The sequence below is a fragment of the Stenotrophomonas sp. genome (assembly GCF_031995405.1).
In the GTDB taxonomy this organism is placed as follows: domain Bacteria; phylum Pseudomonadota; class Gammaproteobacteria; order Xanthomonadales; family Xanthomonadaceae; genus Stenotrophomonas.
This window is the reverse complement of record NZ_DAMAGC010000023.1, coordinates 20738-46940: the sequence shown is the minus strand read 5'-3', so window position 1 is coordinate 46940 and position 26203 is coordinate 20738. Positions and strand designations below refer to the sequence as shown.

Below are 26203 nucleotides of genomic sequence, written 5' to 3'. Positions count from 1 at the left end.
GTTAGCATCGAAGCATGCCCGCCCCCCACGACCCGCACGTCCAGCCCACCGTCGCCATCGTGGCCTGCCACGGCCAGGGCCTGTTCGAGTTCGGCTGCGCCGTCGGCCTGTTCGCCCCCGTCCGCCCCGAGCTCGAGGTCGCCTGGTACACCACGCGTCTGTGCGCCGCCGAACCCGGCGCACTGCGCATGCTCGGCGGCACCCACGTGGCGCTTCCGCACGGCATCGAGGCGCTGGAGCATGCCGACACCATCGTCGTCCCCGGCTGGCGCGATCCGGCAGAACGCCCACCGCAGGCACTGCTCGACGCCCTCACCCGCGCCCATCAGCGCGGCGCGCGCATCACCTCGATCTGCTCCGGTGCGTTCGTGCTGGCGTGGGCCGGCCTGCTCGACGGCCGCAGCGCGACCACGCACTGGCGCCTGACCGAAACACTTGCCCGCGAGTTTCCCGACATCAGCGTGCGCGAGGACGTGCTGTACGTCGACGAAGGCAGCATCGTCACCTCCGCCGGCTCGGCCACCGGCATGGACATGATGCTGCACCTGGTGCGCAAGGATTACGGCGCGCGCGTGGCCAACCTGGTGGCCGAGCGGCTGGTGCTGGCACCGTGGCGCGATGCCGAACGCAGCCAGCGCGTGGTGCGTTCGATTCCACTGGGCGAGCCCACGCGGCTGGCGCGGTTGATGGAATGGATCCGCCGCAACCTGCGCGAGGAACACTCGCTGCGAAGCCTCGCCGAGCAGGCGTCGCTGAGTCAGCGCACGTTGCAGCGGCAGTTCCTGGACGCCACCGGGCTGTCGCCCATCGACTGGCTGATCCGCGAGCGCGTGGCGTATGCGCGCGAGTTGCTGGAAACCACCGATCGACCGCTGCAGTGGGTGGCCGAGCAGGCCGGGTTCGGCTCACAGGAGTCGTTTCGCCGGCATTTCCGTGGGCAGACCGCGCTGAGCCCGACCCTCTATCGCGATCGCCATCGCCAGGCCGCCACCGCACGCGGACCCGGCTGCTGATCACGGAAGCCCGGATCGGGACTCGGCCTGCGCCGATGCCCTCGTTGGACGGCAGCGTCAGCGCTTACCCGCCACAGGCGAAGACCAGGAACTGATGCAGCGCGCGTGCCGGCGCGGACAGGTCCTCGTCCGGGCGCCAGACCAGGCCGACGTCCATCGGCGGCACCGCATCGGTCAGGGTGCGCACGTCGATCCGGCGCCCCTCCAGCGACCACGGCCGGTACACCATGTCCGACAGGATGCTCACCCCGAACCCGTAGGCGACCATGCCGCGCAGGGCCTCCAGCGACGAGGTGCGGAAGACGACGTTGGGCTCGCGCCCGACCGAACGCCAGTAGCGCATCGCCGACTCCTGTCCCTCGTCGACCGTCAGCATGATGTAGGGGTACGGCTCGACGTCGGCCGGGCTGATCACCGGCAGCTGCAGCAGCGGGTGCGACTCGGCCAGCCACAGCTGGCGACGCGACCGGATCAGCACCTGCCGACGCAGCACATAGGGCTCGGCCATGTTGGAGATGATGCACAGCCCGAAATCGAGCTCGCCGCTGCCGACGCCCTGCTCGATCATCGCCCGGTCCATGTCGACCAGCTCGACCTCCACCTGCGGGTAGGAGCGTTTGAAGCGCGCCAGCAGGCTCGGCAGGAAGTACCCGAGCACGGTATAGGACGCGCCGATCCTGACCCGGCCCGGCAGGGTGTTGGCCAGGAACATCGGCTCGCTCAGCGCATCCTGCAGGGTGTCCAGGATGTGCCGGACGTGCTGGTGGAAGCGGTGCCCCTCGGCGGTCAGGCCGACCCCGTGCGGCAGGCGATCGAACAGCTTCAGACCCAGCGCGGTCTCCAGCTGGGCCACGGCGGTGGTGATCACCGACTGGGAGACGTGCAGCTTGCGCGCGGCCTGCGAGAACTGCCCCAGCTCCGCCGCCTCGGCGAAATACCGCATCTGGCGCAGGGTCAGGTTGGCTGGGATTTGCATGCACCGCTCCCGTAGCATGGGGATATCTGAATAAACAATACCTCATACGCTATTAAACAAATTTACGATATGCCGCCATGGCTCTAGACTTCACACCGGGTGCAATGCGCCATGGCCCCAGCCGCCTTCAAAGCGCTGGTCCTTACCCGCTTCGCGACGAGATCCCACCCGGATGTCGGCGCGTCAACATCGCCATTACCGTTGCCCCCCGCCGGCGGTAAGCCTGTAGCTTCATGACCCATGCCCAGCGAGGCCCCTGACATGTCATCACCCCATATTCCAGCCACGCGCGAACCCTTGCGATTGCACGTGCCCGAGCCCAGCGCCCGTCCCGGCCAGGCCACCGACTTCTCCTACCTGAAGCTGAGCCCGGCCGGCGCCGTGGACAAGCCCCCCGTGGACGTGGCCGCCAGCCAGACCGCGCCGCTGACCGGCCAGCTGATCCGCGTGCTGGACGACAACGGCGACGCCGTCGGCCCCTGGGCCGCCGACATCGACGACGCGGTGCTGCTGCGTGCCATGCACGCCATGCTCAAGACCCGCGCCTACGACGCCCGCATGCTGATCGCCCAGCGCCAGAAAAAGACCTCGTTCTACATCCAGTGCCTGGGCGAGGAAGCCATCGCGGTCGGCCAGACCCTGGCCCTGCGCGATGACGACATGCAGTTCCCGACCTACCGCCAGCAGGGCATCCTGGTCACCAAGGAAGTGCCCATGGTGGACATGATGTGCCAGGTGCTGTCCAACGCGGCCGACCCGCTGAAGGGCCGCCAGCTGCCGATCATGTACTCGTACAAGGATTACGGCTTCTTCTCGATCTCCGGCAACCTCACCACCCAGTACATCCAGGCGGTGGGCTGGGCGATGGCCTCGGCGATCAAGGGCGACACCCGCATCGCCACCGCATGGGTGGGTGATGGCGCCACCGCCGAAGGCGATTTCCACGCCGCGCTGACCTTCGCGCACGTGTACCGCGCCCCGGTCGTGCTCAACGTGGTCAACAACCAGTGGGCGATCTCCACCTTCCAGGCCATCGCCGGCGGCGAGAACACCACCTTCGCCGCGCGCGGCGTCGGCTACGGCATTCCGTCGCTGCGTGTGGACGGCAACGATCTGCTGGCCGTGTATGCGGCCTCGCGCTGGGCCGCCGAGCGCGCCCGCAGCAACCTGGGCCCGACCCTGATCGAATGGGTCACCTATCGCGCCGGCCCGCATTCGACCTCGGATGATCCCTCCAAGTACCGCCCTGCCGACGACGCGCAGCAGTTCCCGCTCGGCGATCCGATCGACCGCCTGAAGCAGCACCTGATCAAGCGCGGCCTGTGGAGCGAGCAGCAGCACGACGCGCTCCGCACCGAACTGGATGCCGAGATCCTGCGTGCCCTCAAGGAAGCCGAAACCCACGGGTTGCTCGGCAGCGACAACCGTCCCGGCGCGGCGCTCATGTTCGAAGACGTCTACAAGGACATGCCCGAACACCTCCGTCGCCAGCGTCAGCAGTTGGGAGTCTGAACACATGAGCGGGATTGAACAGAACAACACCGGCGGTACGCCGATGACCATGATCCAGGCGCTGCGCTCGGCGATGGACGTGATGCTGGAACGCGACGACAACGTGGTGGTCTTCGGCCAGGACGTGGGCTACTTCGGCGGCGTGTTCCGCTGCACCGACGGCCTACAGACCAAGTACGGCAAGCAGCGCGTGTTCGATGCACCGATTTCCGAGAACGGCATCGCCGGCGCGGCGATCGGCATGGCCGCCTACGGCCTGCGCCCGGTCGCTGAAATCCAGTTCGCCGATTACATCTACCCGGCCTACGACCAGATCGTGTCCGAAGCGGCACGCATGCGCTATCGCTCCGGCGGCAGCTTCACCTCGTCGCTGGTGTTCCGCACCCCGTGCGGCGGCGGCATCTACGGCGGCCAGACCCACAGCCAGAGCCCGGAGGCGATCTTCGCCCACGCCACCGGCCTGCGCACCGTCATGCCCTCCAACCCGTACGACGCCAAGGGCCTGCTGATCGCCTCGATCGAGAACGACGATCCGGTGATCTTCCTGGAGCCCAAGCGCCTGTACAACGGCCCGTTCGACGGCCACCACGACCGCCCGGTCACCGCGTGGTCCAAGTACCCGGACAACCTGGTGCCCGAGGGCTACTACAACGTCCCGCTGGACAAGGCCGCCATCGCCCGCGAAGGCAAGGCGCTGACGATCATCACCTACGGCACCACCGTGTGGGTGGCCAAGGCCGCCGCCGAAGATGCCGGCATCGATGCCGAAGTGATCGACCTGCGCAGCCTGTGGCCGCTGGACCTGGAGGCCATCGTCACCTCGGTCAAGAAGACCGGCCGCTGCATCGTGCTGCACGAAGCCACCCGCACCTGCGGCTTCGGCGCCGAACTGGTCGCGCTGGTGCAGGAGCATTGCTTCTACCACCTGCAGGCCCCGGTGGAACGCGTCACCGGCTGGGACACCCCGTATCCGCACGCGCAGGAATGGGACTACTTCCCGGGTCCATCCCGGGTCATCGATGCAATGCAGCGCGTGCTGGAGGACTGAACCATGGGACATCACGTCATCAAGATGCCGGACATCGGTGAAGGTATCGCCGAAGTCGAACTGATCACCTGGAAGGTCGAGGTCGGTGGCCCGGTCGCCGAAGACCAGGTCGTGGCCGAGGTCATGACCGACAAGGCCATGGTCGAGATCCCCTCGCCCGTGGCTGGCACCGTCGTCTCGCTGGGCGGCAAGCCCGGCCAGATGATGGCCGTCGGCAGCGAGTTGATCCGCCTGGAAGTGGACGGTGCCGGCAATGCCAGCGCCGCCAGTGCGCCGGCTGCCGCCGCGCCTGCCGAGCCGGTTGCTGCACCCAAGGCTGCCGCGCCCGCGCCTGCGCCTGCTGAGGTTGAAGCTGCACCCGTTGCCGCCCCGGCCAAGGCCGCCGCAGCGCCCGCCCCCGCCCCTGCCGCCAAGCGCGACGAGCGTGGCGCTGTCACCAACGGCGTGCTCAACGCCGGTGAAGCGCCGCTGGCCTCGCCGGCCGTGCGCCGCCGCGCGTGGGACCTGGGCATCGAACTGCGCTACGTGCCGGCCACCGGCCCGGGCGGGCGCATCCTGCAGGCCGATCTGGATGCCTACGCCGCCGCCGGTGGCAAGGCGCAGCCGGTCGGTGGCAGTGCCGGCGGCCGCAGCTACGCACGCCGTACCGGCGAGCAGCAGGTGCCGATCATGGGCCTGCGCCGCAAGATCGCGCAGAAGATGCAGCAGTCCTGGACGACCATTCCGCACAGCACCGATGTGGAAGAAATCGACGTCACGGAAGTGGAAGCCCTGCGTGCCAAGCTCAACGAGCGCTGGGCCAAGGAGCGCGGCAAGCTGACCCTGCTGCCGCTGCTGGCACGCGCCGTGGTGCTGGCCGCACGCGACTTCCCGCAGATGAACGCCCGGTTCGATGACCAGGCCAACATCGTCACCCGCTATGAAGGCGTGCAGCTGGGCATCGCGACCCAGAGCGAGGTCGGCCTGTCGGTGCCGGTGGTCGCGCATGCCGAATCGCTGGACCTGTGGCAGACCGCCACCGAGATCGCGCGCCTGGCCAATGCCGTGCGTGTGGGCAAGGCAACGCGTGAGGAGCTGTCCGGCTCGACCATCACCATCAGCAGCCTCGGTGCCGTTGGCGGTGTGGTCTCTACGCCGATCATCAACCATCCGGAAGTGGCGATCGTCGGTGTGAACCGCATCATCGAACGCCCGATGTTCCGCGAGGGCCAGGTGGTGGCGCGCAAGCTGATGAATCTGTCGTCCTCGTTCGACCATCGCATCGTCGATGGCATGGATGCGGCCGAGTTCGTGCAGGCCATCCGTACGCGCCTGGAAACCCCGGCCCTGCTGTTCGTGGAGTAAGCGATGTCCAATACCCTTCAAACCCAGTTGCTGATCATCGGCGGCGGTCCCGGCGGTTACATCGCCGGCATCCGCGCCGGCCAGCTCGGCGTCAAGACCATCGTGGTCGAGGGCGTCAATCCGGGTGGCACCTGCCTCAACATCGGCTGCATCCCGTCCAAGGCGCTGATCCATGCCGCCGAGGAATTCGCCAAGGTCACCGCGTATGCGGCGGGCACCTCGCCGCTGGGCATCAGCGTGCAGGCCCCGTCGCTGGACCTGGCCAAGACCGTGGCGTGGAAGGCCGGCATCGTCAAGAAGCTCACCGGCGGCGTCAGCGCACTGCTGAAGAAGAACGGCGCGCAGCTGATCAAGGGCTGGGCCACGATCGTCGACGGCAAGACCGTCGAGATCGCCGGCGCCGCCGAAGACGGCGGCACGCTGCGCATCACCTGCGAGCACCTGCTGCTGGCCACCGGTTCGGTGCCGGTGGAACTGCCGTTCCTGCCGTTCGGTGGCAAGGTCATCTCCTCCACCGAAGCCCTCTCGCCGACCTCGCTGCCCAAGCAGTTGATCGTCGTCGGTGGCGGCTACATCGGCCTGGAGCTGGGCACGGTGTACCGCAAGCTCGGCTGCGAGGTCACCGTAGTCGAGGCCCAGGAGCGCATCCTGCCGGCCTACGACGCCGAGCTGACCAAGCCGGTGGCCACGCACCTGGAGAAGTCCGGCGTGAAGCTGCTGACCGGCCACAGCGTGCTCGGCCTGGCCGACAACGGCCAGCTGCGCGTGCGCGACAAGGACGGTAACGAAATCGCGCTGGACGCCGACCAGATCCTGGTCGCGGTGGGTCGCCGCCCGAAGACCGACGGCTTCAATCTGGAATCGCTGCAGCTGGATCTGACCGGCAAGGCGATCAAGATCGACGACCAGTGCAAGACCTCGATGCGCAACGTGTGGGCCATCGGCGATGTCGCCGGTGAGCCGATGCTCGCGCACCGGGCGATGGCGCAGGGCGAACTGGTGGCCGAGATCGTCAGCGGCAAGAAGCGGCACTTCGTGCCGGCCGCGATTCCGGCGGTGTGCTTCACCGATCCGGAAATCGTGGTGGTCGGGCTGTCACCGGACGAAGCCAAGGCGCAGGGCGTCGAGACCAAGGTCGCGCTGTTCCCGTTCGCGGCCAATGGCCGTGCGATGTCGCTGGAATCCACCGATGGCTTCGTGCGCGTCGTCGCGCGGAGCAGCGACCATCGCATCCTCGGCTGGCAGGCGGTGGGCGTGCAGGTCTCGGAGCTGTCGATCGCCTTCGTGCAGTCGATTGAGATGGGCGCCACGCTGGAAGACATCGCCGGGACGATCCATCCGCACCCGACGCTGGGTGAGGCGGTGCAGGAAGCGGCGCTGCGTGCGTTGGGGCATGCGTTGCATATCTGAGGTAGGTCCGAGCCATGCTCGGACGCCTTGGCAGGCACGCAAACAAACGGCTCGCAAAGCGGGCCGTTTGTTTTTGCTCATCGAACCGCAGCCAGACTTCGGCTGTCGGAGGCAGGCGAGCGATTTCGAGCTGCGCTTTTTCGGACGATTTACTTAATCAGGAGACCACACGTCGACCCAGATCTTCAAGCAGTAACCGCCCCGCCACACCCAGCGCCCGATCACGGTGATGCGCGGCGTAGATCGTCAGCCCTTGCGATGACGTTGGATCTTCGTGAACCTCAAACGTCGTGAGTACGCCTCCGTATGGGATGGGCAGTGAATCCGGCTTGGGGAGGACCAGCCTGAATACGGTGCTCTGCGCATCCGGCAAGATTCCAGGCTAAGCGTGCGGCCAACCCGTCCGACGTATACGCCAGCCCCAAGTTTTCTACAGTCCCGCCAACCCACCCGCGTCGCCCTAGCACCTAGGTCATGTCCGAGATCGGACAAGGCACGCTATACGCCAACCGCGCCAGCAATGGCGCCGCATCCTTGAGCCAGTCATCGATTCCGGCCGTGGCCTGTTCTTCGACCGAGCCACTGTCGGCCGGCTAACGCCGCGCGATGGGCCGGAGGCGCGAGTGCCTTTAGCACGACGGCTCTCACCAAATCTGCCTATACCCAGTTGTGAAACGGAAATGTCCCCTGGGAGACGGCATCCGAGTTGGAGTGCAACCATAGCTGCAAGGATGCTCCACTAGTTTCTCGGAGCGCGCCTCCCTTTCTCCACTCCAGCACCAATAGCAAATTGCGTCGACAACCAAGCTGGCAAGTAATGAGTCAGGTCCAAACTGCAACATTCCTGAACGTTGCCCTCGCAGGCAAGGTCGTCGGATCAATCCTTCCGGCGAGATCCTCAGAACACGGAGCCCAGAGATTTCCATAAAAGCGCATCGGCAGATGCGGAACAGGGCTAGGGTCCCATCCAACACGCTCATGTACCACTATTCCGTCGACCGACCACACAATAAGTCCAGGCCTCCAATCAATCGTGTAACGATGGAAATCCTGAGCGGCATCGAAGCCGAGCTCAACGCGACAAGGAGCCCCTCGATAGCCGTAATTCATCGCCGCCAAGTCGTCTCCAGGGTTGTAGTAAACGTTGACTAGCATGCTCCGTGGGTCGTCCCCCATGATCTCGATGTCGATTTCCTGCCGCGGCGCATTACGGTGTAGGAAGAAGCCAGTGACCACGCCCGGCCCTCGAGCGGCCCTCATTTCAGCCTCGAATCGTCCATATGGGAAAGTCCCAATCGATGCGAAAGCACCTGAGCAGTACGGCTTTCCGTCGCGGAGGCGTCTGACGAGACATAGGTGGGCGCCTTCCTCGTCACACACAAAACCATCTTCTGCGAATGACGCCAAATTCCCCGGAAACGTTTCGTTCATGACCGCAATGGAACTACTCGCGGCCGCCCTCATATCTTCCCGCACGAGGCATTGTCCAGCCGCAGGGGCCGCGCGGCCTCCTGGAGCGCGCGGCCTCCAGTGACTACTTGTCGGCAAAATCCATGGCGACTCATCCATGAAGGCCGGTGTCCAAGACGATCCTGAAAGCGCAGACTCGCCGGTGACTGGACGATCATCCCGGAAAACTCTGTGATCTCTTGGGGCGCCGACGGGGAACGGCTGCACAGGTAAAGGAATCCCTAGAACTTCACAAATCGGCTTCCAGCGCTGGTCTCCCGATTGTTCATTCATCAGCCGCACCGTTCTTGAGCACGGCAAGCCATCGATGAGCATTGTAGAAGGCAAGACTCCGTCGGCTTCGACGAAGAATTTTGCATCACTCTTATCGATTACAGCATGCAACGCACAAGCCGCAAGCGGGACGTCAACGAGAGCGTCAAACGCGACGAGGAGCTCCAACACTACTTCTGCCCGTAAAGGCTCCTCATCACCATCAAATACCCGAACGCGAAAACCGAGCATGGCAAGCGCCATCGCTAGACCCTCTCTCTCTCCACGCCCCGTCCAAACCATAATGACTTGTGCACTCGACTCTGGAGGAGATGCTGGAAAGCTGCGCGCGTCGATAGCTCCAGCACGAGCTAGGTACGGAAGCGCGGAGTAGGCGTTATCGGAGCCCGCATCGTGGCGTTGTAGTATCGCTGGCGAAGGCAGTGCGAGTGAACCGAGCTCACCGAAGCGATAGTTCATCCACAGATCTACCGGGCCAACTACTGGCATTGCCCGAAGCAGCGCGGCCGCGCCACCCCGAGAAAGAACGTAGCCCGAAAGAAACCAAAGCCCTCGTACCGGCCGGAAAAGAAACTCGCATTCATCGATGCGCTCCGCAGTACCTCCTGCATCCTGATACGACAAGTAGAGCATTCGCGGACCGCCATCTTCCTTACTGCGCCGAAGAGCTGCCTGCCAGCCCCGAGAGATCGTCAGCGCAGCATTCCATCGAAACCAAACATCGTCCTCAAGGACAAGGACATACTCGTTGTCGCCGGCCACGATGGCCTTCCAAACCTCAATATGCGACCTAGCCACCGCGACTTCCTGTCGCGTCATGGTGATCGGTTCGTGAAGGGAAAAGCAACGCTCAAGCCGAGAATCCGGCTGGACAAACAGTTGATCACCAACGCTGTAAATCGGATCAACGTCGGCCGTGGGTGCAACGGCACTCCCGTCACGGGCGTCCACTGCTGAGAAGCGCATTGCAACGGCTTCCAACGGAACTCCGCTGCGTGTTCGAAACCGCCTCAGCTCCTGCGTTACACGCCGCCATCTTTCTGGCTGCCGATCAAGGTTAACGACAATGATCGCCCCAATTTCATCGGCGCCCGGCCCAAACGCGGAAATCTTGAACCTCGGAAGAAGTCCAAAAAGCAAGCGCGACGCCCGAAACAGGAATCCGCCCAATGCGCTTGAGACCTCCGTCAGATTCATTTGCGGTTTCCAGAGGAGAAGACTATGTCACCCATGATCCATGTTCCGCCAGTTGCGCGCGTCTCCTCGATAAGACAGGTGCCAGCGGGTTTCAGCAATGGCATCCCAGTCCTTCAGCAACTCGAAGTCGAATGGCGCATTTGCATTGACCAGATCCCTGGCATGGGCCACCAAGGCAGCGGTGAGGTTACCGGGCCCAGTGGTAGCCTGAATTTCGGGGAGACCGTCGTCGCACAGGAGCTTCTCTGTTGAATTCGCCAGCGCACGCAGAAGTACAGGATGACCGGGAGGTGCGGCGATGGGATCGTTGTTTACGTAAAACACCCGCTCATCTGTCTTTGCATCCCTCTGCCAGAACTCGGTCGCCGGAACCATTCCAGCAGCCAGAATGTCATAGCACAGCGGCTGCAGCTTGAGCGCCGCGTCATGAAAAAGGTACTTCCAATCGTCACCTAAGAGCACATCGTCGGCATCCACATAGAGTCCACCCTCCCAAGCCAGAGCGCACATCCGGAAGTAGTCGCAACGCATCGCTGGATGGCGGCAGCGCGAGAATGCTGTCATCTCCGGAATCCCATATCGCTGCGCGATATATGCTGCAGCAGATGTGTCGTTGAACATCTGAAGCACGACACCCTCCGTCGACAGTCGGTCCCAACTCCTGAGGCAATCGTTCACGTCGTCTGGTACATCACTCTCGTCATGCCAATACCTGATCAGTGTTTTCGGAATCGTCACTTCCATTGAATCACGAAGATCGCGGGGGCTTAATTCCCCATCGAGTTCATAGCGTAAAAGGTCGCGAACGAAAAGGGACCGCAACCGGTGATCTTCCTCGAAACCCTCTGGGTATGAATTCATCTTTTATATTCACAGTTGGCTGTTATCGATTTGACTGAGAATACCAACAGGCAAAAACTTCTTATTTCTCGGGCCGGGTCAAATCCACTTGGTGCAACTATGACCCAGGAGCCGGAATCAGGCTGAACTTTTGCCTATATGCTTGGTATCTCGAAGAAGTTAACAGCAGATATGCCCGACCCTCGACCACGAAACCGTCTAGCCCATGTTTCACAGCATATTCATCCAAATCGGAAATATTGTTGATGAACCCCCTACCGTTGAAATTGAGCGAAGTATTGCACAGCACGCCATAGCCGGTCAGCGCCTTGAAGGCGACAAGCAGCTCATACAGGCGCATATTTGATGTACGGGTGACGGTCTGAATTCGCGCCGTACCGTTCACGTGAGTGACCGCCCTCAACGCATCCGTCTTGGCCCTGAAAGTGAACAACATGTGCGGACTTTCGCGATTGCAGCCGAAGTGCTCTTCAGCGTCCTCCTGCAAACATACGGGGGCGATCGGGCGGAATTGTTCCCTTTGCTTGATCTCGTTTAGACGCTCCCTGGTACTGCCTTTAAAGGGTGCGGCGATGATAGATCGATTGCCAAGCGCGCGGGGACCGATTTCGTATTTTCCACTGACCCATCCCAGGATCAGATCGTTCGCTAACAGACTCGCGACGTCGACACATCCCTCCTCCCAAATCTCGTATTTCCCTTCGGCGAAATTCCGCCCTGAACGGAAAGCAAGTCCACTGTATACATCCCACTCGATCTTCGGATTTCCCGTGAAGCGAAACTGAGCGTCGATTGCGGTGCCAATTGCGGATCCAGAGTCGTTTGCGACAGGGGGGACAAAAACATCTGCGAATAGGCCGGTCTGCCGCCACTTTGAATTCCAATCACAGTTGAGTCCACATCCGCCCGAAATCACCAACGGCCACCCTTTCTTTAGATTCGCTTTCGCGAACCGATAGAACTTATTGAAGATGGCATCACTGTAGATCCCAGAAAAATTCCTGAACTCCTGATCATCTAGACCCACATTCAAGTGAGGCGTGCCATGTTTGAGCTCGCTTAGCTTTCTAAATGGCCCATCGAGTAGAAATTCCATGAGACCAATTTCACCCTCAGTTGGAACACCGCGGTTTGAGAAAGAAGCCAGAGCCATGAGCTTTCCGGCGTCAGAGGTGCGCGGATATTCGCCGTCCTTGGGAAAGCTAGGGTCGGCGAGCCCGTATAGCAGCCCGTATCGATTGCCAGGCTGATTCAATACATCCGCGATCAGCCTAATATTTAGATTAGAATCAATCTCATAGAACGCACCGATTGCGCCCTCCCATACCAGTGCGTAGCAGGGAGTTCCGCTGGGTATGGGCGACATGCCAAAGGCACAGAGGATATGAGCACGCTCATGCGACGACGAAAAATACCTGATCTCTTTCTGAAAAAATCGCTTACGACTAATGATCACATCGTCATTTGAAATTCCGCGGTACCCAGCATAGATCTTTGATCCGTGCAGATATTCATGGTGATCTCGAGGCCACCACCCGCCTGCACAGATGACATCTGGAATATCGTCGACTTCCCCCAAAGCATCCAATACATCCGGAATTGATACAGAGGAGTAACGGTAATTCGAGTCCTTCTCCGCCTCGATCGACATCACCAGTTGATCGTCCTCGAGTAGGGCAACCGCTCCATCATGGCCGGGATTGTAGGCTAGAATTTTCATCTCAAGGCCTTCCTCCAAATAGTTAATGCCGTCGTTTCAACAATATTTATGAATGGCAATGACGGATACGACCATAATGGACGAATTTGACTTCACTTCCGGTGACAGTCCCGATCATGACCAAGCCAATCGTAATCTAGCTGGAGCTGAAACGCGCGTACTTTTGCGGCGCAACGAGGGAAATCCCAGTCTAGTTGCGGCTTCGGTGGAACTGTAGTACGCCCACCCTTCTTTCCCCAAAGGGTAACCATCATGATCTACATATTTCTATATCGAACGACGCGGCACCCATGATTTCAAGCAGTTCATCACCCTCGCTCGCTGCAGTTTCACCCCCACTCTCCTTGCGCTTTTGCCCTTGCACCAATGAGCATACATAAAATCACGGATCGCCAAGTAATTTCTAGAAAAATCAATGTCATTTCGAGTGTTTGGGCACCCTAACGGCCTCGGACGACATCTATATGCGAACAGAGGGCGGTTCAGGTGACCCGCCGGGATTCGAAACAGCACCCTTGTCGTCTATGCACGCATGCACTGAGCCAGACCGGTGAAGCCTCGGTACTGCAGAGCGAGCTAGGAGCCTCTGTGTTGCGCGTCAGGCCGCCCTCGGCACCTCGTTCCTGACAGGCCTTCGTCGCACCGACCTGCGATGGGCTAACAACTTCGCCCCAGGCCTGGTCGGAGCCGCGCGCTATGCTCACGCAAGATCTGCTTCCCAAGGGGTAGTGTTGCTGCGGTCGCCATCCTTCCTTCGGCAGCTTTCCGCGACCTTTCCGAGCTCGGCGTGCCGTCAAGGCGCGCACGGCCACATTTTTTCGGCTACCCCTGCAGGCCGAGCTTCATGTGCTCGGTCAGGGGCCGACATCATGGTAGCTCTTGATCACGTGGGCCTTGCCATTCTTACCACCAGTCGACCCGCTTAAGTCGGGCTAGTTGGTGGCACGCACAAGCTACTTGGTACTTCCGTGAAGTGGATTTTTCTTTGGAGTTTTCCGCGAACAGATCAATGATGATCTAGCGCCTGAGTTTCGGCCCCCTCACGCTTCCAGTTTGTTGAAGGAGTACTCGGCTGCATTGAAGCGGCTCATCTTTTCGACGAGCGCTCAAGGCAGCTCCTTTCCGACCGCCCTCTTCAGATAAGAAGAATGCCCAACCTGAAAGCACAAAGGAAAAAGGGCGCCTCTCGGCGCCCTCGTGCTTTCAACTCATTCCCACTCAATCGTCGCCGGCGGCTTCCCCGAAATGTCATAAACAACCCGCGACACCCCCCGCAACTCATTGATGATCCGGTTACTCACCGTACCCAGGAAGTCATACGGCAGATGCGCCCAATGCGCCGTCATGAAATCAATCGTCTCCACCGCACGCAGCGCAATCACCCACTCATAAGCTCGCGCATCCCCCACCACGCCCACCGACTTCACCGGGAGGAACACGGCAAACGCCTGGCTGGTCTTGTCGTACAGGTCCGCCTTGCGCAGTTCATCAATGAAGATGGCGTCGGCCTTGGCCAGCAGTTCGGCGTATTCGCGCTTCACTTCGCCGAGGATGCGCACGCCCAGGCCCGGGCCCGGGAACGGATGGCGGTAGACCATGCTGCGCGGCAGGCCAAGCTCAACGCCGAGGCGACGTACTTCGTCCTTGAACAGCTCGCGCAGCGGCTCGACCAGGCCCAGTTTCATGTGCTCCGGCAGGCCGCCCACGTTGTGGTGACTCTTGATCACATGCGCCTTGCCGGTCTTGCTGCCGGCCGACTCGATCACGTCGGGGTAGATAGTGCCCTGCGCCAGCCACTTCGCGTTCTTCAACTTGTTGGACTCTTCATCGAAGATGTCCACAAACAGGTTGCCGATGATCTTGCGCTTGGCTTCCGGATCGCTCACGCCTTCCAGCTTGGCGAAGTAGCGGTCGGCCGCGTTGACGCGGATCACCTTGACGCCCATGTGCTCGGCGAACATCGCCATCACCTGGTCGCCTTCCTGCCAGCGCAGCAGGCCGGTATCGACGAACACGCAGGTCAGCTTGTCGCCGATCGCCTTGTGCAGCAGCGCGGCCACGACGGACGAATCGACGCCGCCGGACAGGCCCAGGATCACTTCGTCATCGCCCACCTGTTCGCGCACGCGGGCGATCTGGTCGTCGATGATGTTGGCGGCGGTCCACAGGGTTTCGCAGCCGCACACGTCCACCACGAAGCGGCGCAGCAGCGCCTGGCCCTGCAGGGTGTGGGTCACTTCCGGGTGGAACTGCACGCCGTACCAGCGCTTTTCTTCGTTGGCCATCGCGGCCACCGGAATGCGATCGGTCACGGCGGTGACGGTGAAGCCCGGCGGGGCGACGGAGACGTGGTCGCCGTGGCTCATCCAGACATTCAACTTCGGCTCGCCACCGTGGTCGCTCAGGCCCTTGAACAGCGCATCGGGGTGCACGACGTTGACTTCGGCATGGCCGAATTCACGCTGGTCGGCCGCTTCGGTGGCGCCACCGAGCTGGGCGGCCAGGGTCTGCATGCCGTAGCAGATGCCGAAGATCGGCAGGCCGCTGTCGAACACTTCCTGCGGTGCGGCAGGCGCGCCTGGCAGCGTGGTCGATTCCGGGCCACCGGACAGGATGATGCCCTTGGCGCCGAACGCGGCGATGTCGGCCGGGTTGTGGTCCCATGCCCAGATCTCGCAGTACACGCCGAGCTCGCGGATGCGGCGCGCGATCAGCTGGGTGTACTGGGAGCCGAAATCGAGGATGAGGATCTTGTCGTTATGGATGTTGGTCATGGTGCCCGGGCAATGCAGGAGTAAATACGGGAAACACAGCGTCGTTACCGGCGGCGGATAGAGAAAGAGGAACGGGAATCTGCTTCCTCGTTCCTCTTTGCTCATGCCGCATCAGGCGCGGTAGTTCGGCGGCTCTTTGGTGATCTGCACGTCGTGGACGTGGCTCTCACGTTGGCCGGCGCCGCTGATCTTGACGAACTTCGGCTTGCTGCGCATGTCTTCGACGGTGCCGCAGCCCACGTAGCCCATGGTGGCGCGCAGGCCGCCCATCAGCTGGTGGATGATGCCGCCGACCGGGCCGCGATACGGCACGCGGCCTTCGATACCTTCGGGCACCAGCTTGTCGGCGCTGGAAGCGTCCTGGAAGTAGCGGTCCTTGGACCCCTTCTCCATCGCGGCCAGCGAGCCCATGCCGCGGTAGCTCTTGTAGGAGCGGCCCTGGAACAGCTCGGTCTCGCCGGGCGATTCCTCGGTACCGGCCAGCAGGCCACCGATCATGATGGTGGAGGCACCGGCGGCGAGCGCCTTGCCGATATCACCGGAGTAACGGATGCCACCGTCGGCGATCAGCGGGATGCGGTCCTGCAGCGCCTCGGCGACCAGGTCGATCGCGGTGATCTGCGGCACGCCGACACCGGCGACGACGCGCGTGGTGCAGATCGAGCCCGGGCCGATGCCGACCTTGACCGCGTCCGCGCCGCTGTCCAGCAGCGCCAGTGCGGCTTCACCGGTGCAGATGTTGCCACCGACGACCTGCACCTGCGGGAAGTGCTTCTTGACCCAGCTGACGCGGTCCAGCACGCCCTGCGAATGGCCGTGCGCGGTGTCCACCACCAGCACGTCCACCCCGGCGGCGACCAGCGCCTCGACCCGGCGGTCGGTATCGCCACCGACGCCGACGGCCGCGCCGACCAGCAGGCGGGTGGCGGTGTCCTTGGCGGCGTTGGGGTAGTCGGTGTTCTTCTGGATGTCCTTGACGGTGATCAGGCCGCGCAGGGCGAACTCATCGTTGACGACCAGGATCTTCTCGATGCGGTTGCGGTGCAGCAGCTGCAGCACTTCATCGGAGGCGGCGCCTTCCTTGACCGTGATCAGGCGATCCTTCTTGGTCATGATGTGGCGGACCGGATCGTCCAGCTCGGTCTCGAAGCGCATGTCACGGTGGGTGACGATGCCGACCAGCTGGCCGCCGCCATCCACCACCGGCACGCCGGAGATGTTGCGCGACTGGGTCAGGGCCAGCACGTCGCGGATGGTGGTTTCCGGGCCGACCGTGATCGGGTCGCGGATGACACCGGCCTCGAACTTCTTGACCTTGGCCACTTCGGCGGCCTGCTGTTCCACGCTCAGATTCTTGTGGATGATGCCCATGCCACCGAGCTGGGCCATGGCGATCGCCAGGCGGGCTTCGGTGACCGTGTCCATGGCCGCGGAAAGGATCGGAAGCTTCAGCCGCAGGTCGCGGGTCAGCCGGGTTTCCAGGCTGACATCCTTGGGCAGGATCAGGGAGTGTGCGGGGACGAGCGAGACGTCGTCGTAGGTGAGAGCTTCAGCCTGGATGCGCAGCATCGGCATACCCGAGATGTGGGGAAGCGCGACATTTTACCCTGATTCGGCCGCCTTGGGCAGGGGGCGGATGCGACGCTGTGTCGCGCCGGCAAACGCCGGTTCAGGACGGTGGAAGGCGACCGATAAATCCGCCAACGCCACCCCGCGGTAGTGCCGGCCGCTGGCCGGCAACCTCATGACCCTTCGGCGGCGCTACAGGGCTGCCGGCCAGCGGCCGGCACTACCCGGCTCAGAACGCTTCGGCCGCCTCAATCGTGTTCTGCATCAGCGTGGCCACGGTCATCGGCCCTACCCCGCCCGGGACCGGGGTGATCCAGCTGGCGCGCTCGGCAGCGGCCTCGAAGCCCACGTCGCCGACCAGACGACCGTCGTCCAGGCGGTTGATGCCCACATCGATCACCACCGCGCCGGGCTTGACCCATTCGCCCGGGACGATGCCCGGGCGGCCCACCGCCACCACCAGGATGTCGGCGTCACGCACGCTGCGTTCGAGCACATCGCGCGGGGTGAACTTGTGGCAGCTGGTGACGGTGCAGCCGGCGATCAGCAGCTCCAGCCCCATCGGGCGGCCGACATGGTTGCTCACGCCCACGATGGTGGCGTTGCGGCCACGCACCGGCTGGTCGGTGTGGCCCAGCAGGGTCACGATGCCGCGCGGCGTGCAGGGGCGCAGCCCGAACTCGCGCAGGGCCAGATGGCCGACGTTTTCCGGGTGGAAACCGTCCACGTCCTTGCGCGGGTCGATGCGGTGGATCAGGCGGCTGGCGTCGGGGATGCCCGGCAGCGGCAGCTGCACCAGGATGCCGTGGATCTTGGGATCGTGGTTGAGCTGATCGATCAGCGCCAGCAGCTCGGCCTCGGTGGTGCCCGCCGGCAGGTCGTAATCGAAGGCTTCGATACCGACCTTCTCGGCCGCGCGACGCTTGTTGCGCACGTACACGGTGGAGGCCGGGTCACCGCCGACCAGCACCACGGCCAGGCCCGGGCGGCTGCCACCGGCGGCCAGACGGGCATCGACCCGGACCTTGAGGCTGTCCAGCAGGTCTTCGGCGATGCGGCGTCCGTCCAGGATGCGGGCGGGGGCGGCGGGTGCGGGGGTCGGTGAGCTCATCGAGGGCGGCAGGCGTGGGGGCGACGGTCGTGCATTGTCACTGATTCAGGCCCCCTCGCCCACCGGTCGTGGTGGGTGCTGGCTGACGAATGCATCCGTCCGGTCGGGGTCCGCCGGGTTGCCAGCCAGCGGCCGGCACTACCGTATCGTCATTCTTCCTCGGGCAACGCGTCCGCGTTGAGGGTGCGCGCCTTGCGTTTGGGCGCGGTGAACGGCGTCGGCGTGGGTACGCCGGGCAGCGAGTTGCCGTATGTCATGTGCGCGCCGGCGATGAGCCCGCCGCCGGCCATTTCCAGCTCGAAACGTTCCGCGTCGCGGCGACGGATCTCGCGGGCGATGGTCGCTGCATCCTCTTCCCCCAGACCGAGTTCGATCAGCGCGGCCTCGCCGAACGCAACCGCCGACTCGAACGTCTCGCGGATCTGGAAATCGACGCCGGCGTGGATCAGGCGCAGCGAATGCTCGCGGTCGAAGGAACGCACCAGCAGCTTGGCCTGCGGGAATTCGTGCGCGACCAGTTCGACGATGCGGTCGGCCTGCGCACTGTCGTTGACGCACACGGCGATGGCACGCGCCACGCCGGCGCCGGAGGCGTGCAGCACGTCCAGCCGGGTGCCGTCGCCGTAGTAGATCTTGAAGCCGAATTTCTCGGCGCTCTGGATCATCTCGATATCGTTGTCGATGATCGTGACATCCACGTCGCGCGCCAGCAGCGACTGGCTGGCGACCTGGCCGAAGCGGCCGAAGCCGATCATCAGCACGCTGCCGGACATGCCATCGGCCGCCTCAACACCCTCCAGCGAAATCACCCGGTCGGGCATCAGCTTGTCGTGCAGCAGCACGAACAGCGGGGTCAGCGCCATCGACAGCACCACGATCGCGGTCAGGTTGGCGTTGACTTCCACCCCGATCACGCCCGCCGCGGCAGCTGCCGAGAACAGCACGAAGGCGAACTCGCCGCCCTGCGCCATCACCACGCCCCGGTCCAGCGCCTGGCGGTGATCGCTGCCCATGATCCGCGCCACCGCGTAGATGCACGCCGCCTTGGCGAGCATCAGCGCGAGCACACCGGACACGATCAGCGGCCAGTTGTTGGCCACCACGGTCAGGTCCAGCGCCATGCCCACGCTTAGGAAGAACAGGCCGAGCAGGATGCCGCGGAACGGCTCGATGTCCGCTTCGATCTGGTGGCGGAAGGTGGACTCACTGAGCAGCACGCCGGCCAGGAACGCGCCCATCGCCATCGACAGCCCGCCCAGCTGCATCAGCAGGGCTGCGCCGAGCACGACCAGCAAGGCGGCGGCGGTCATCACTTCGCGCGCCTTGGCCGCGGCCAGGATGCGGAACAGCGGATTGAGCAGGAAGCGCCCGACCAGCACCAGCCCGACGATCGCGCCGGCACCGATGCCCACGCTGACCCAGCGCGAACTTTCGCCGGCATCGGCCTGCACCGGTGCGATGAACGCGACCACCGCCAGCAGCGGCACGATCAGCAGGTCTTCGAACAGCAGGATCGAGACGATCTTCTGGCCCGACGGCAAGGCGATGTCGCCGCGCTCGGCCAGCAGCTGCATCACCACGGCGGTGGAGGTCAGCACGAAGCCGAAGGCACCGATGAAGGCGACTTTGACCGGCAGGCCCAGCAGCATGCACACCCCGGTGAGCACCGCGCCACAGACCACGATCTGCAGCGTGCCCAAGCCGAAGATTTCATTGCGCAGCCCCCACAGGTGCGAAGGGCGCATCTCCAGCCCGATGACGAACAGGAACATCACCACGCCCAGTTCCGCGGTATGCAGGATGGCCTGCGGGTCGGCGAACCAGCCGAAGCCGAACGGACCGATCGCCAGGCCCGCGGCGAAATAGCCCAGCACCGAGCCCAACCCGAGCCGACGGAACAGCGGCACCATGACCACTGCCGCGCCCAGCAGGGCGACGACTTTCACCAGTTCACTGGCACCTGCTTCCACCGCCATGCGGTTGCTTCCCCGGACTACATTGATGGGGACAACGATAGGGCAAAGCTTCGGATGGAAGTAGCGTGCGTGTTACGTTTTATCGTGCCGAAAACAGAACGATGACGCGATGCACTCGGCATATCGTCCCGAAAACAGCGCGTGGCGCCACGCAAGCCGTGTAGAGCCGACCCATGGTCGGCTGCTCGCCCGGCCGGAGACCGCGCCAAAGGCAGCCGACCATAGGTCGGCTCTACCCTGCCCCACGACCCACGACCCGCGACCTGCGGCCTGCGACCCGCGACCCGCGGCCCGCATCAGCTGGTGCTGCAGAACGCGGCGTAGTCGATATACCCGGGGAAAGCCGTGCCCGGCGCGCACAGCGGACAGGCCGGGTCGGGGCGCAGGCGCGCCTCACGAAAACGCATGCCCAGCGCATCGAAGGTCAGCAGCCGCCCGACCAGCGGTTCGCCCATTCCCAGCAGGAGCTTGAGCACTTCGGTGGCCTGCAGCAGGCCGACCATCCCCGGCAACACGCCGAGCACGCCGGCTTCGGAGCAATTGGGGGCAAACGCGGCCGGCGGCGGCTCCGGGAACAGACAGCGGTAGCAGGGCGCCTGCCCGCGATGGCGGCCGGCATCGAACACGCTGACCTGCCCGGTGAAGCGCTCCACCGCGCCGTACACCAGCGGGATGCCGTGCTGGATGCAGGCATCATTGAGCAGGTAGCGCAGCGGGAAATTGTCCGAACCGTCCAGCACCACGTCGACCCCCTCGAGCAACGCATCCACATTGGCCGAGGTGACGCGCGCCTGCACCGCGTCGATGTCCAGGTGAGGGTTCAGCGCGAGCAGCCGTTCGCGCGCCGAAAGCACCTTGGGCGTGCCGATGCTGGCGTCGGTATGGAGGATCTGCCGGTGCAGGTTGCTGCGCTCCACCACGTCATCGTCGGCGATGCGCAGGTGCCCTACCCCGGCGGCGGCGAGATAGAAACCGGCCGGCGCGCCGAGCCCGCCAGCCCCGACCACCAGCACGCGCGCGGCCAGCAATGCCTGCTGACCGGCCACGCCCACCTGGGGCAAAAGCAGGTGGCGCGCATACCGTTCGTTGAAGTCTGCCTCGGCCTCGCTCTGCAGCGGCTGCACCAGCGGCAGGCCATCGGCGCGCCAGGCAGTGGTGCCACCCAGGACCGACACCACGTGGGCATAGCCGTGATCCCGCAAGGCGAGCGCGGCGTCGAGCGAGCGCTTGCCGCTCTGGCAGATGAGGACGATCTCGCGCTCGGGGGCAGGCAGATGCGTCGCCGGCGAGGCCAACAGGTCGCCCTTGGCGATGCCGAGCGCGCCTTCGGCCATGCCGCCGGCCCGTTCGTGTGCCTCGCGGACGTCGATCAGCAGGGCGCCATGGGCGATGCGTGCGCGGGCCTGGCCGGGGGTGAGTTCGGGGACGGTGCTCATGCAAGGATTATCGCGCAGACCGACAGGAGGATTGGGCAAGGTAGAGCCGAGCCATGCTCGGCTGCTCCGAGCGCCGATAACTGCCACGCGCAAGAGCCTGCCGAGCATGGCTCGGCGCTACCGGGTCGATCATTGCCACGCTGTGCGTGGCCTGCCGAGCATGGCTCGGCGCTACCGGGTTCGATCGTTGCCACGGTGCGCGTGGCCTGCCGAGCATGGCTCGGCGCTACCGGTTTCGATCATTGCCACGCTGCGCGTGGCCTGCCGAGCATGGCTCGGCGCTACCTTGGATGCAGAAGAGCCGGCTTTCGCCGGCTCTTCTTTGCATCATCGGCCCTTGACGTGCTTGATCAGGCGACGCTTGCGCTTGACCTGCCGCTCGGTGAGGACGTTCTTCTTGCCTTCGTACGGGTTCACACCCTCGCGGAAGATGAACTGCACCGGCGTGCCGACCAGCTTGAAGCGCTTGCGGAAGAAGTTCTCCAGATAGCGCTTGTACGACTCCGGCAGATCCTTCAGGCGCGTACCGTGCACGATGAAGGTCGGCGGATTGGAGCCGCCCGGATGCACGTAACGCAGCTTGGACACGTGACCACGGATCGCCGGCGGCGGGTTGGTCTCGTAAGCCACTTCCAGCGCCTTGTTGACTTCGCTGGTGCTGAATTCGTGCGTGGCCGAGGCATGCGCGGCGTGGATGCAGCGGAACAGCTCACGCAGGCCCGAGCCATGCTTGGCCGAGATGCGCACCACTTCCGCCCACGGCACGAAGCCCAGCTTGCGCGAGACCAGTGCTTCGGCCTGTTCGCGCTGGTAATCGGTCAGGCCGTCCCACTTGTTGATCGCCACCACCAGCGCGCGACCGGCATCGAGCACCGCGCCGAGAACGCTGGCGTCCTGGTCGGTGACGCCTTCGGACGCATCCAGCATCAGCACGGCCACCTGGCACTGCTCGATGGCCTGCAGCGTCTTGATCACGCTGAACTTCTCGACCACCTCCTCCACGCGCGCCTTGCGACGCAGGCCGGCGGTGTCGATGAGGCGGTATTCGCGCCCGTCACGCTCCATGTCCACCGAGATCGAATCACGGGTGGTGCCGGGCACTTCGGAGGCGATCATGCGCTCTTCGCCGAGCAGCAGATTGACCAGCGTCGACTTGCCCACGTTGGGGCGGCCGACGAAGGCGATCCGCACGCGACCGGGATCGTTGTCGAGGGTTTCGGTGGTGCCTTCTTCCGGCAACCGCTCCACCACTTCGTCCAGCAGATCATCCAGGCCCTGGCGATGGGCGGCCGACACGGTCAGCATTTCGCCGAAGCCGTAGCGGGCGAACTCCGAACGCACGGTATCTTCGTTCATGCCGTCGATCTTGTTGATCAGCAGCACGGTCGGGCGCGCCAGCTTGCGCAGCCACGCCAGGATCTCGTCGTCCATCGGGCCCTCACGGGCATCGACCACGAACAGGATCAGATCCGCCTCGGCGGCGGCGGCGCGGGCCTGGCGGGCGGTAGCACCGGCCAGACCTTCTTCTTCACCGGCGATACCGCCGGTATCGACCACCAGGAACGGGTGGTCTTCGTTAAGACGACAAACACCGTAATTACGGTCCCGGGTCACGCCGGGCTGGTCATGGACCAGCGCGTCGCGCGTACGGGTAAACGCATTGAACAGCGTGGACTTGCCGACATTCGGCCGTCCAACCAGGGCGACCAAGGGCAGCATCGCGGTAACTCCTTATTGTGCCAACCGGAATGCGGTCAGCTTTCCATCAACGTTCTGCACCAGCAGAATCCCATCGGCGGCTACCGGTTGCGCCAGCAGGGCGTCGCCGCCACTTTTGGCGCGAGCTGCGAACTCGCCATTGTCGGTCCGCAACCAGTGCAGATACCCCTTGTAGTCGCCGACCACGACATAGTCGCCCTGCAGCGCCGGACCAGTCAGCGAGCGCCGGGCCAGGCCGGTCTGCGACCACATCGCCGTGCCACTGTTCTTGTCCAGGCCGAACACGCCGCCCTTGTTGTCGGTGACGAACACATTGCCCGAGGTCAGGGCCACGCCACCGGCGCCACCATGGTCACGGGTCCACAGCGGACGGCCGGTCGGGCCTTCGATCGCCATGGTCTGGCTCTTGAAGCTGCTCACGAACAGCGTGTTGCCTTCCAGCACCGGGGCGCCGTCCACGTCGGACATGCGCTCCAGCTCGGTGCGGCCTTCACCGTTGGCGACCATCTGGTCCCACACGGTGCGGCCGTCGGTCATCGCCAGAGCGGACACGCTGCCGTCATCGTTGCCGATGAACAGCACGCCCGGGCCGGCCACCACCGCCGCGTTGCCGCGCACGGTCAGGGCCGGCAGCTCACGCGGGTTGAACCAGCGCTGGGTGCCGTTGCCGGCGTCCAGCGCGGTCACGCGACCGTCGTTGCTGCGGACGAACACCATGCCCTGGGCAACGGCCGGGGCGGAAATCACTTCGCCGGTCACCTTGCCACGCCACTTTTCGGTGCCGTCGTTGGCATCGAGCGCGATCACCTGGCCGTCGAGGGTACCGATCACCACCAGGCCTTCGCCGACGCCGGGACCACCGGACAGGCGCAGCTTGGGCTTCTTCTTTTCCTTGGCCGGCTCCCAGGTCCAGACCTTCTTGCCGGTCTGCAGGTCGATGGCGTGCACGCCACCGTAGATCGCCGCGGCATACACGCGGCCATCGGCCACGGCCGGGCCCTGGCGCACGCCGATACGCTTCTCGCCCTTGCCGACGTTGACGCTCCAGAGCTTGTCGACCTTGACGGTCGGCTCGAACTTCACCAGTTCCGCCGGCTCGAGGGCCTTCTTGGCAGCCGCGTCCTTGCCGGCGAACCAGCCCTTGACGGTGGTGCAGCCGGACAACGCCACGCCCAACAGGACCAGGGTGGCAACGCGCTTGATCATGACCATCTGCTTCATTACACCGACTCCGCAGCATCGGTGACGTTGCCACCGGCATCCGTCACTTTGGTTTCAAGCAGACGCCGCTGCGGCGCTGCCACGTCCAGCGTCTTGAGCGCCTTCTCATACTGTTCCCGGGCAGCGTCACGCTTGCCCTGCGCCATCAACACGTCGCCATGGATTTCAAGGCTGGCACTGTCGGTGGCGTCGCCGAGCGCCTTGAGCGCCTCGTCATGCTTGCCAGTGGCCAGCAGCAGGCGCGCGATGCGCTGCTCGATGACCGGCTGGAATTCCGGGTCGGCCTTGATCGCGCGCAGGGTCGCCAGCGCGTCATCGTTCTTGCCGGCCTCGACCTGGGCCTTGGCCAGCTGCAGCGCGGCCAGGTCCGAATAGATGTTGGCCTTGCCGTCGTCGAGCGCCTTCACGCCCTTGGCGGCCTCTGCCAGATTCTTGTCCTGCAGGTGCTTGAGCACCGCCTGGTACTGGACATTGGCGCCAGCGAGCGAGTTGCTGTGCTCCTTCTGCCACCACTGCCAACCGGCGATGCCGCCGATCGCGATCGCCACACCCGCGAGGATGCTGACACCATTCTTCCGCAGCCAACTGCGGACGCGTTCACTTTGTTCGTGCTCGTCGAGCAGGTCGTCGATCGCCATGCGTACTCTCGCCCCGCCTGTGAAGGAGGAGCTGTTTGAATTGGATTGGGAAACGCGGCTCAGTGCGGAACTGGGGCCACGGAGCCGTCAGAGGATACCGTAAAGCGTGCCACGTTGGCTCGCTGGTAGGGCGAAAGGTCGACGATAGTGCCGGCCTGCTGAACCTCGACCGCCGAGGCGTTGCCGAGCGTCATGCGCCCGACCTGGCCAGGGCTGAAGCTGCGGGTGTCGCCGGACTTGATCAAGGCCTTTTCGACCGTACTGCCGTCCGGGGCGGCGATGTCCACCCAGCTGTCGCCCTTGAATTGCAGGCTGAGCGCGCCGCTCGGCGTGGCCGCGGCGGCGGCCGGGCGCGGCACCGGGGTGAGCGAGGCCAGGTACGGCGCCGACGGGGTGGCCGGGGTGGCCACGATCGGGGCCGCGTCCGGGCGGACCGGCTCGGCCGGGGCCGGACCGCCGCTCATCGGCACCGCGGCCGGGACAACGTCCAGTGAAGCGGTGCTGGGCGCGGGGGCGCTGCCATCGAAATGACCACGGGTGGCAAACCACACCGGCACCGCCAGAACGGCGGTGATACCGACATACAGTACCCGGCGACCAAGACTCTCGGCGATGCGGCGGGCCCGCGGGGTATGCGTATGGCTGACCAGCTGCGGCGGCACCACCGGGCCGATGCTGGCCTGTTCCAGCACGTCGCCCAGGTCGACCTTCAGCAGCCGCGCGTAACTGCGCAGCTGGCCGCGCACGAACACCGGCGCGCCAAGGCGCTGCCACTGCTCATCTTCAAGCGATTTCACCACCTGCATCGGCATGCGCAACTGCTGCCCCACTGCTTCGAGCGTCAGTCCTGCCGCTTCCCGCGCCTGGCGGAGACGCGCTCCACAGCCGGCCGCGGCATCAAAAGCGTTCACAGTCTGGTCATCAATCACAATGCT

The 26203-nt window shown here is 64.2% G+C and carries 18 protein-coding genes; 5 read left to right on the top strand and 13 right to left on the bottom strand.

Annotated features, from left to right (window positions below; all coding sequences use genetic code 11):
• Positions 1 to 14: 14 nt before the first annotated feature.
• Positions 15 to 1013, top strand: a complete 999-nt coding sequence (ftrA, locus tag RTO53_RS06180; RefSeq protein ID WP_312236978.1) for a transcriptional regulator FtrA — start codon at positions 15 to 17, stop codon at positions 1011 to 1013.
• Positions 1014 to 1077: 64 nt separating this feature from the next.
• Here the strand turns inward: ftrA and RTO53_RS06175 are convergent, their stop codons facing one another.
• On the bottom strand, positions 1078 to 1989 hold the full coding sequence (locus RTO53_RS06175) for a LysR substrate-binding domain-containing protein (protein WP_312236977.1): 912 nt from the start codon (positions 1987 to 1989) through the stop codon (positions 1078 to 1080).
• Between the two features lie 261 nt (positions 1990 to 2250).
• Between RTO53_RS06175 and RTO53_RS06170 the strand changes: the two genes are divergently transcribed.
• Genes RTO53_RS06170 through lpdA form a run of 4 tightly spaced genes read left to right on the top strand, consistent with a single transcriptional unit; the run spans position 2251 to position 7303 of the window.
• Positions 2251 to 3501 carry a 3-methyl-2-oxobutanoate dehydrogenase (2-methylpropanoyl-transferring) subunit alpha gene (locus RTO53_RS06170; protein ID WP_312236976.1) on the top strand — a complete coding sequence of 417 codons (1251 nt, stop codon included), beginning with the start codon at positions 2251 to 2253 and terminating at the stop codon, positions 3499 to 3501.
• A 4-nt stretch (positions 3502 to 3505) separates the two neighbouring features.
• Entirely contained in the window at positions 3506 to 4549 is a 1044-nt protein-coding gene (locus tag RTO53_RS06165) for an alpha-ketoacid dehydrogenase subunit beta (RefSeq protein WP_070473120.1), read from the top strand.
• Positions 4550 to 4552: 3 nt separating this feature from the next.
• Positions 4553 to 5893 (top strand): dihydrolipoamide acetyltransferase family protein, encoded by a 1341-nt coding sequence (locus tag RTO53_RS06160; protein WP_312236975.1) that lies wholly within the window; start codon positions 4553 to 4555, stop codon positions 5891 to 5893.
• Between the two features lie 3 nt (positions 5894 to 5896).
• Positions 5897 to 7303 carry a dihydrolipoyl dehydrogenase gene (lpdA, locus tag RTO53_RS06155; protein WP_312236974.1) on the top strand — a complete coding sequence of 469 codons (1407 nt, stop codon included), beginning with the start codon at positions 5897 to 5899 and terminating at the stop codon, positions 7301 to 7303.
• Positions 7304 to 8125: 822 nt separating this feature from the next.
• On the opposite strand, the gene RTO53_RS06150 is transcribed toward lpdA, so the two are convergent.
• The 12 genes from RTO53_RS06150 to RTO53_RS06095 all read right to left on the bottom strand — a co-directional run bounded on the left by RTO53_RS06150 (position 8126) and on the right by RTO53_RS06095 (position 26197).
• Complete coding sequence (locus RTO53_RS06150) at positions 8126 to 10243, bottom strand: family 16 glycosylhydrolase (RefSeq protein ID WP_312236973.1); 2118 nt, start codon at positions 10241 to 10243, stop codon at positions 8126 to 8128.
• A gap of 27 nt (positions 10244 to 10270) precedes the next feature.
• Positions 10271 to 11104, bottom strand: a complete 834-nt coding sequence (locus tag RTO53_RS06145) for a glycosyltransferase (RefSeq protein WP_312236972.1) — start codon at positions 11102 to 11104, stop codon at positions 10271 to 10273.
• A 97-nt stretch (positions 11105 to 11201) separates the two neighbouring features.
• Positions 11202 to 12824 (bottom strand): carbamoyltransferase C-terminal domain-containing protein, encoded by a 1623-nt coding sequence (locus RTO53_RS06140; protein WP_312236971.1) that lies wholly within the window; start codon positions 12822 to 12824, stop codon positions 11202 to 11204.
• Between the two features lie 1208 nt (positions 12825 to 14032).
• Positions 14033 to 15598, bottom strand: coding sequence for a glutamine-hydrolyzing GMP synthase (gene guaA, locus RTO53_RS06135; RefSeq protein ID WP_312236970.1), 1566 nt, complete (start codon positions 15596 to 15598; stop codon positions 14033 to 14035).
• Positions 15599 to 15709: 111 nt separating this feature from the next.
• On the bottom strand, positions 15710 to 17167 hold the full coding sequence (gene guaB, locus RTO53_RS06130) for an IMP dehydrogenase (protein ID WP_312236969.1): 1458 nt from the start codon (positions 17165 to 17167) through the stop codon (positions 15710 to 15712).
• Positions 17168 to 17396: 229 nt separating this feature from the next.
• Positions 17397 to 18278 carry a bifunctional methylenetetrahydrofolate dehydrogenase/methenyltetrahydrofolate cyclohydrolase FolD gene (gene folD, locus RTO53_RS06125; RefSeq protein ID WP_256773954.1) on the bottom strand — a complete coding sequence of 294 codons (882 nt, stop codon included), beginning with the start codon at positions 18276 to 18278 and terminating at the stop codon, positions 17397 to 17399.
• A 149-nt stretch (positions 18279 to 18427) separates the two neighbouring features.
• On the bottom strand, positions 18428 to 20254 hold the full coding sequence (locus RTO53_RS06120; protein ID WP_312236968.1) for a monovalent cation:proton antiporter-2 (CPA2) family protein: 1827 nt from the start codon (positions 20252 to 20254) through the stop codon (positions 18428 to 18430).
• A 296-nt stretch (positions 20255 to 20550) separates the two neighbouring features.
• Positions 20551 to 21690 carry a molybdopterin-synthase adenylyltransferase MoeB gene (moeB, locus tag RTO53_RS06115; protein WP_312236967.1) on the bottom strand — a complete coding sequence of 380 codons (1140 nt, stop codon included), beginning with the start codon at positions 21688 to 21690 and terminating at the stop codon, positions 20551 to 20553.
• Between the two features lie 327 nt (positions 21691 to 22017).
• On the bottom strand, positions 22018 to 23409 hold the full coding sequence (gene der, locus RTO53_RS06110) for a ribosome biogenesis GTPase Der (protein WP_312236966.1): 1392 nt from the start codon (positions 23407 to 23409) through the stop codon (positions 22018 to 22020).
• A gap of 12 nt (positions 23410 to 23421) precedes the next feature.
• Positions 23422 to 24630, bottom strand: a complete 1209-nt coding sequence (gene bamB, locus RTO53_RS06105; RefSeq protein WP_312236965.1) for an outer membrane protein assembly factor BamB — start codon at positions 24628 to 24630, stop codon at positions 23422 to 23424.
• Positions 24630 to 25268 carry a tetratricopeptide repeat protein gene (locus tag RTO53_RS06100; RefSeq protein WP_312236964.1) on the bottom strand — a complete coding sequence of 213 codons (639 nt, stop codon included), beginning with the start codon at positions 25266 to 25268 and terminating at the stop codon, positions 24630 to 24632. Before RTO53_RS06100 ends, bamB begins: the two co-directional genes overlap by 1 nt.
• Positions 25269 to 25327: 59 nt before the next feature.
• On the bottom strand, positions 25328 to 26197 hold the full coding sequence (locus tag RTO53_RS06095) for a RodZ domain-containing protein (protein WP_312236963.1): 870 nt from the start codon (positions 26195 to 26197) through the stop codon (positions 25328 to 25330).
• Between the last annotated feature and the right edge of the window lie 6 nt (positions 26198 to 26203).

Coding starts and splice junctions, on each gene's coding strand:
- RTO53_RS06165 (WP_070473120.1), top strand. CDS start 3,506: ATGAGCGGGATTGAACAGAACAACACCGGCGGTACGCCGATGACCATG.
- RTO53_RS06145 (WP_312236972.1), bottom strand. CDS start 11,104: ATGAATTCATACCCAGAGGGTTTCGAGGAAGATCACCGGTTGCGGTCC.
- lpdA (WP_312236974.1), top strand. CDS start 5,897: ATGTCCAATACCCTTCAAACCCAGTTGCTGATCATCGGCGGCGGTCCC.
- RTO53_RS06175 (WP_312236977.1), bottom strand. CDS start 1,989: ATGCAAATCCCAGCCAACCTGACCCTGCGCCAGATGCGGTATTTCGCC.
- guaB (WP_312236969.1), bottom strand. CDS start 17,167: ATGCTGCGCATCCAGGCTGAAGCTCTCACCTACGACGACGTCTCGCTC.
- RTO53_RS06160 (WP_312236975.1), top strand. CDS start 4,553: ATGGGACATCACGTCATCAAGATGCCGGACATCGGTGAAGGTATCGCC.
- moeB (WP_312236967.1), bottom strand. CDS start 21,690: ATGAGCACCGTCCCCGAACTCACCCCCGGCCAGGCCCGCGCACGCATC.
- folD (WP_256773954.1), bottom strand. CDS start 18,278: ATGAGCTCACCGACCCCCGCACCCGCCGCCCCCGCCCGCATCCTGGAC.
- RTO53_RS06150 (WP_312236973.1), bottom strand. CDS start 10,243: ATGAATCTGACGGAGGTCTCAAGCGCATTGGGCGGATTCCTGTTTCGG.
- bamB (WP_312236965.1), bottom strand. CDS start 24,630: ATGAAGCAGATGGTCATGATCAAGCGCGTTGCCACCCTGGTCCTGTTG.
- RTO53_RS06120 (WP_312236968.1), bottom strand. CDS start 20,254: ATGGCGGTGGAAGCAGGTGCCAGTGAACTGGTGAAAGTCGTCGCCCTG.
- RTO53_RS06140 (WP_312236971.1), bottom strand. CDS start 12,824: ATGAAAATTCTAGCCTACAATCCCGGCCATGATGGAGCGGTTGCCCTA.
- der (WP_312236966.1), bottom strand. CDS start 23,409: ATGCTGCCCTTGGTCGCCCTGGTTGGACGGCCGAATGTCGGCAAGTCC.
- ftrA (WP_312236978.1), top strand. CDS start 15: ATGCCCGCCCCCCACGACCCGCACGTCCAGCCCACCGTCGCCATCGTG.
- RTO53_RS06170 (WP_312236976.1), top strand. CDS start 2,251: ATGTCATCACCCCATATTCCAGCCACGCGCGAACCCTTGCGATTGCAC.
- RTO53_RS06100 (WP_312236964.1), bottom strand. CDS start 25,268: ATGGCGATCGACGACCTGCTCGACGAGCACGAACAAAGTGAACGCGTC.
- guaA (WP_312236970.1), bottom strand. CDS start 15,598: ATGACCAACATCCATAACGACAAGATCCTCATCCTCGATTTCGGCTCC.